Source organism: Aeromonas sp. R1-1, assembly GCF_040908495.1.
Lineage (GTDB): Bacteria > Pseudomonadota > Gammaproteobacteria > Enterobacterales > Aeromonadaceae > Aeromonas > Aeromonas veronii.
In genome coordinates this window covers 1-5,927 of sequence record NZ_JBFODV010000220.1, presented here as the reverse complement: position 1 = coordinate 5,927, position 5,927 = coordinate 1, and the positions used below count along the sequence as shown (strand labels likewise).

Sequence of the window (5,927 nt, the reverse complement as noted above, 5' to 3'; positions counted from 1 at the left end):
ATGGCGCTAACATACGCCATGACTTCTCCCACTTGGCCGTTGTAGTTACGCAGACTGATTTTCCCCGCCAGCAATTGCTTGAGCCGATACATCGCTGTCTCTGCCAGTTAGCGACGGTGATACCCCGATATCTTCTTCCAGTGCGCCAGTCCTTCCTTGCGCATCACCAGCACCGCGTCCTTTTTTCCATAACCCCGCGCTTTTGCGAGGCGGGATACAGGCTGTCGCCCCTTTGCGCAAGATAAGCTGATGGCTGGCTTTGCTGTCATAGGCGCCATCCGCATAAACATGTCCCAGCTTACGCCGCAGAGGGTTGAGCAAGGTGGGCAATACCTCGGCATCATGGACATTTTCCAGTGAGACTTCCGCCGCCACGATATTGTGGGTCACCGGGTCTACCGCCAGATGCAACTTGCGCCAGACTCGCCGCTTCTCCGAGCCGTGTTTTCTGACCTTCCACTCGCCTTCACCAAACACCTTCAGCCCGGTTGAGTCGATAACCAAGTCGGTAATGCATTCCTTTGGGGGCTGTCGATAAGTCACCGTCACCGAGCGTGCTCGCTTGCTGATGCAGATATAGTCCGGTGCACACAACGGTACATTCATCAACTCGAACAGGGAGTCGAGTAGTCCCTGAGTGGCCCGCAGAGTGAGGTTAAAAATCCCCTCGAGCATCAGGAAGGTACGGATGGTCTGGTCGGTGTAGAGCTGACTGCGGCCCCGGAGCCCATGATGGTCGTGGTGGAACCAGTTATCCATGGCGCCAGCATCTGAGGGAACCACGGTTAATCTGTATTGAGGCCAGTTGGTGATGGGGTGAAGCGATGAGCCCATGATGCAGATTTGAAGAGGATGGTGGTGATCAGATCACCGAGTCCTCAGTAAGTTCCCTTCAAACTGCATCGATTTAGGCAACAACGCCGTGGTTTACGCAACGGGGTCTCTTTAATGCAAGCAGCAAGGGCGAACACCATGAAGCTACCTATTATCCTGTTGGGCTATCTCATTTATACCCCACTCAACAAACCCATCCATTTAAGGAGATAACATGAATCTCATTCGCCGCGTTATCCCCTTGTATGTTCATATTGCCCATCTGTTTCTGGGTTTATTGCTGGTGTTTGCCTTGATCACTCTTGGTCACCAATATCGGCAAACCAAAACCATGCTGATGAAAGAGGCGGAAGAGAGATTCAGCCTGATTGGCCAAATCTCCACTCAGGCTTTAGAAGGGCTGTTCAGCACCTCAGCTTTAAGCGTCAATCTGCTCGCCCAACAGCGCCTGACCGAAGCCAAGACCCTGTCAGGGCGAATGGCCAGCCTTCCCTACATGGCAACCCTGCTCAAAGGACAACCTTCTGCCAACGCGGTGTATGCCGGTTACAACAACGGCGATCTATTCTGGCTCATGCGCTGGCCTGCCGACACAGAGGTACAACACCTAACGCCGCCCGCCAATACCCGCTGGATCGTGAAGAGCATCCGGCATCAAGAGGCAACCACTCTTACGGAGACCTTCGCGCTGGCCGATAATCTCACCATCATTGAACGGCAAGAGGAATCAGGACAATTTTTTGATCCAATAGAGCATCCATGGTTTATTCAGGCCAAGCAGAGTGGACAGCTGGTGCAATCCCCTCTCTATATCTCGCACGATACTCAGGAGATGTACCTGAGTTTTGCCGAACCAATGCAAAATGGGGCTGGCGTCATAGGGATGAGCCTGAACCTCCGAGCTATCGAGCGCCTGCTCAAATCCGCCAAGATAACCCCCAATATGCGTCTAGCCATCGTCAATGAGCAGGGCGAGCTAATGACAAGTCATAAAGGTGGGATGGTGATTCATGAACATGGCGCTTATCGACTTGCAAGAGTGACCGAAGCCGACCTGCCTATGATCCAACACTTGATGAATGCCAGTCAGAATCAGAAGGCAGATAGTCTTTCCTTTAAATCAGAGGGCAATGATTGGCAAGGAATGCGTATCACTTTACCGGAAGCCGATGGGTCAAAATTAACCCTCTGGATTGCAGCACCTGTCGATGAGTTGCTGGCCACCGCCTTCACCATTCGCAATCAGACCTTCCTTCTGTCGGGCATATTCCTGATCTTTGCCCTGTTCGCGGCCATCAAGCTGGCCAGAACCGCCGCCAGGCCCCTTGATGACCTGACTCAAGAAGCAGGAAAAATCGCCCACTTCGACTTCAACGACCCGGTCAGGGTCAACTCCTATATTGCTGAAATCATCGATCTCTCCCAGGCCATGGGCGACATGAAATCGACCATCCAGCGCTTTTTGCAGCTTTCCACCTCCCTCTCCAGCGAGACCAGTTTCCCCCGCTTGCTGGTGCGGCTGCTCACCGAAATGCAGCAACTGACCGGTGCAACAGGCTGCATGCTCTACCTCTCCGATAGCGGCAACAAGACGCTGGATCTGGCAGGGTTATGCTGGAATGGCGAGGTGCAGGAGCAAACGCCGATCCACAGTATCGGAACGCTCAATCAGCCAAAACATCCACTGTTCCAGAGCTTGCAAGGAGTAGAACTGGAACCCATTGCGTTGGTCACCAGCGAATTGCAGATCCTGTTTCCCTACATTGAGGAGAGCGACACGCCGCTGACCTTCTGGCCGATTGCCCTGAAAAACCGTGATGGCCAACTGCTCGGCACCCTGGTGTTTCTGATCGATGAACGGAAGAAGTCACTGACCCCGCAGCGGATGGCATTTGTCAACGCGCTCTCTTCCACCGCCGCCGTGGCACTCACCACCCAGCGGCTGCTGGAGGAGCAGCGCAATCTGCTGGAGGCCTTTATCCAGCTCATCGCAGGGGCCATCGATGCCAAGAGCCCCTATACCGGTGGCCACTGTCAGCGAGTCCCCGAACTGACCAAGATGCTGGCAGAAGCGGCATGTGAGGCCAAGGAGGGCCCCTTCCAACACTTTTCGCTCGATGAAAAACAGTGGGAAGCAATACATATCGCGGCTTGGCTGCACGATTGCGGCAAAGTCACCACTCCGGAGTTTGTGGTCGACAAGGCCACCAAGCTGGAAACCCTGTGCGATCGCATTCACGAGGTCAGGATGCGCTTTGAAGTGCTGAAACGGGATGCCGAGATTGCCTACTGGCAGGCACGTCTCCATGGGGGTGATGAGGCCACGTTACAGGCCACGCTGCAACAGCAGTGGCAACAGCTGGATGAGGAGTTTGCCTTTATCGCCCGTTGCAACGAAGGGGGCGAATTTATGGCCACAGAGGATATTGCAAGACTGCAGCAGATCACGGGCCGCACCTGGCAACGCACGCTCTCCGATCGGATTGGGATCTCTCAGGATGAACTGGCGCGCAAACAGCGGGCCGCGGAGTCACCGCTGCCGGTCACCGAACCCTTGTTGGCCGATCGCCCGGATCACCTCTTCACCCGCAGCAACCGCGACCGCCTTGCCCCTGACAACCCTTGGGGATTTCAGGTCAACACCCCTGAATACCTCTATAACCGCGGCGAGCTCTACAACCTCGCCATCCGCCGGGGCACCCTCACAGATGAGGAGCGCTACAAGATCAACGAGCACATGATCCAGACCATCATCATGCTCGAAAAACTCCCCTTCCCCGCCAACCTGAAACAGGTGCCGGAAATCGCAGGGGGACACCATGAGAAGATGGATGGCACTGGTTATCCCAAGCGGCTGAAACGGGACGAGATGAGCATCCCTGCCCGGATGATGGCCATCGCCGATATCTTCGAGGCGCTGACCGCCGGCGATCGCCCCTACAAGAAAGCCAAATCTCTTTCGGAGGCCATCCGCATCATGGGATTCATGCAACAGGATCACCATATCGACCCCGAGCTGTTTGCGCTCTTTCTCCGCTCTGGCGTCTACCTGCGCTATGCCAAGCGTTACATGAGCCCGGAGCTCATTGACGAGGTGGATATCAGCCCCTATCTCGCCAGCCATTGATCGCCGCGAGGCACTCTGGGTTACCTGATGCCTGCAATCTGGGGATCTGCATGCAGACCCGCCGTCTTGTCACCGGTGGTCACCCCGATGCGTAATAGAGATGGGGAGGATATGCACCGGACAGCCATGCTAATCCTCTCCATGGCACCTTGTTCTGACTGACCCTACGGACACTTGCCAAGAGCGGGAATTGAACAAAAAAACGAGAAAAATCAAGATAGATAGCCAATTAAAATGACATAATTGACTATAGTTCAATCGAACGTTTGAAAAACGTGACCACTTCACATGGGCCCAGCGCAATGACCACTGAACGGGAACAGTTGATCCGCTCACTGTTTGATGAGTACATCGAGCTGTATTCATCACGGGATGATCGGCTCACCACGCGGTTTAGCGACAATTTCAGCGGTTTTGCCGGCAGCAGTGATGTTCTGGTTACCGATAGGGATGAGTGGATCCGGATAACCCGCCGCGATTTTGCCCAGATCCCGGGCAGGATCCGCCTGGAAATACTCGATGTAACCCTGCAAGATCTGGCCGCCGATGTGGTGGCTGTCACCGCCTTCTTCCATATCCATCTACCGAAATCAGAACCTATCCTCTCCCGCAGAACCGCCAGACTGGTGCTGATTTTTCGACACGAAGCCATGGCGTGGAAAATTGCTCACAGCAGTATCTCCATCCCTTACAGTGCGGCTCGGGAAAGCGAAATTTACCCGATGACCAGTCTGGAGGAGCGCCAACATGAGCTGGAGTTCATTATCGAGCTCAGAACCAAGGAGCTGGCGGAAGCGAACCGGAAACTGGAAGCGCTCAGCAATACCGACGGGCTAACCAATATCGGCAACCGTCGTCTGTTCGACAACTCATTGAACCAGGCCTGGGAGCACTGTATTCAGACAGAGATGCCGATTGCGCTCATCATGCTCGACATCGATCATTTCAAGCAGTTCAACGACCTCTATGGCCACGTTGCCGGTGACGAGTGCCTCCGATTGCTGGCCCATACCCTGGCGCAATCCGGGCGCCGCTCGGGGGAGTTGGTGGCCCGCTACGGCGGAGAGGAATTTGTCATCCTGTTGCCACATGTCGAGCGTCAATCCGCCTATGAAATTGCCCAACATATCCAGCGGCTGATTTTTGCACTCGCGCAGCCACACGCACAAAATGCCACCGGTCTGGTGACCGTTAGCATGGGTGTTGCCTGCCTCAGACCATCGAGTCACTGGCAGCCATCTGAACTGGTAAAACTGGCTGATGCTGCGCTCTATACCGCCAAATCATCCGGCCGTAACTGCATCAGAGTGGCGGAGTCACCCTGCCTCCCGCAACCAGTCTGCCCATAAGTCCCTCATGCGTGACCATCCTCCCCACGGGGAACCACTGCGCGCTAACCATGCACGGCAAGGCTCAACGCATCCCATCGCAACATACTTTCCCACTGATCCAGTGTGCTTTGATAGGTATCTGCCGCGTTGTAATGGACCATGGCATGCAGACGGGCATGATGGCCAAGTCGCTTGACCACGTCGGGCATCGCATTGAGGCTGGCCAGCACCCGCGCCAGATCGCCGGGATCGTTTGGCTGATATTTGCGGCAATTCACGTCATCGGTGAGGTGTCGGTCCCACCAGGCGCCATCGGCCGGGATCACTACGCATAATCCCGCCGCCATAGCCTCCAGAATGGAGAGGCCAAACGGTTCCTGATGACTGGTGGAGACAAAAATACCGCATTGAGCTCGGATCTCGTCAAGATTGGCGGGGTTGGCATACCAGTGTGTATCTGGCAGCTGTGGCTGAGGCTGGCTGCAGGGTTGCAGCGTGCCCTTGGGCTGCAGATAGCACACCATCAGCTCGGGGCGAGCGTCAGGGATCAGTTGATGGGCGGCCAGCATGGTCTCCAGCCCCTTCCAGCGCAGCAACGAGGCCGCCCACAAAATACGAGGCCCCCCCAGAGTCGC

Annotated in this window: 3 protein-coding genes and 1 pseudogene; 2 read left to right on the top strand and 2 right to left on the bottom strand. The window is 55.4% G+C overall.

Translation table 11 applies throughout. The annotated features are described in order from the left end of the window. Positions 1 to 834 (bottom strand): annotated as a pseudogene (locus AB5Y92_RS14755) (IS5 family transposase); the annotation flags it as partial. Positions 835 to 1,048: 214 nt separating this feature from the next. On the opposite strand from AB5Y92_RS14755, the gene AB5Y92_RS14750 reads away from it, so the two are divergent. Together AB5Y92_RS14750 and AB5Y92_RS14745 are read left to right on the top strand one after the other, a co-directional pair. Next, on the top strand, positions 1,049 to 3,961 hold the full coding sequence (locus AB5Y92_RS14750) for an HD domain-containing phosphohydrolase (RefSeq protein ID WP_368227040.1): 2,913 nt from the start codon (positions 1,049 to 1,051) through the stop codon (positions 3,959 to 3,961). Positions 3,962 to 4,236: 275 nt separating this feature from the next. Continuing rightward, complete coding sequence (locus AB5Y92_RS14745; protein ID WP_368227041.1) at positions 4,237 to 5,310, top strand: diguanylate cyclase; 1,074 nt, start codon at positions 4,237 to 4,239, stop codon at positions 5,308 to 5,310. Between the two features lie 44 nt (positions 5,311 to 5,354). Here the strand turns inward: AB5Y92_RS14745 and AB5Y92_RS14740 are convergent. Further along, positions 5,355 to 5,927, bottom strand: a 573-nt coding sequence (locus AB5Y92_RS14740) for a glycosyltransferase family 4 protein (protein ID WP_368227039.1), incomplete at its 5' end; no start/stop codon positions are given.

Coding starts and splice junctions, on each gene's coding strand:
- AB5Y92_RS14750 (WP_368227040.1), top strand. CDS start 1,049: ATGAATCTCATTCGCCGCGTTATCCCCTTGTATGTTCATATTGCCCAT.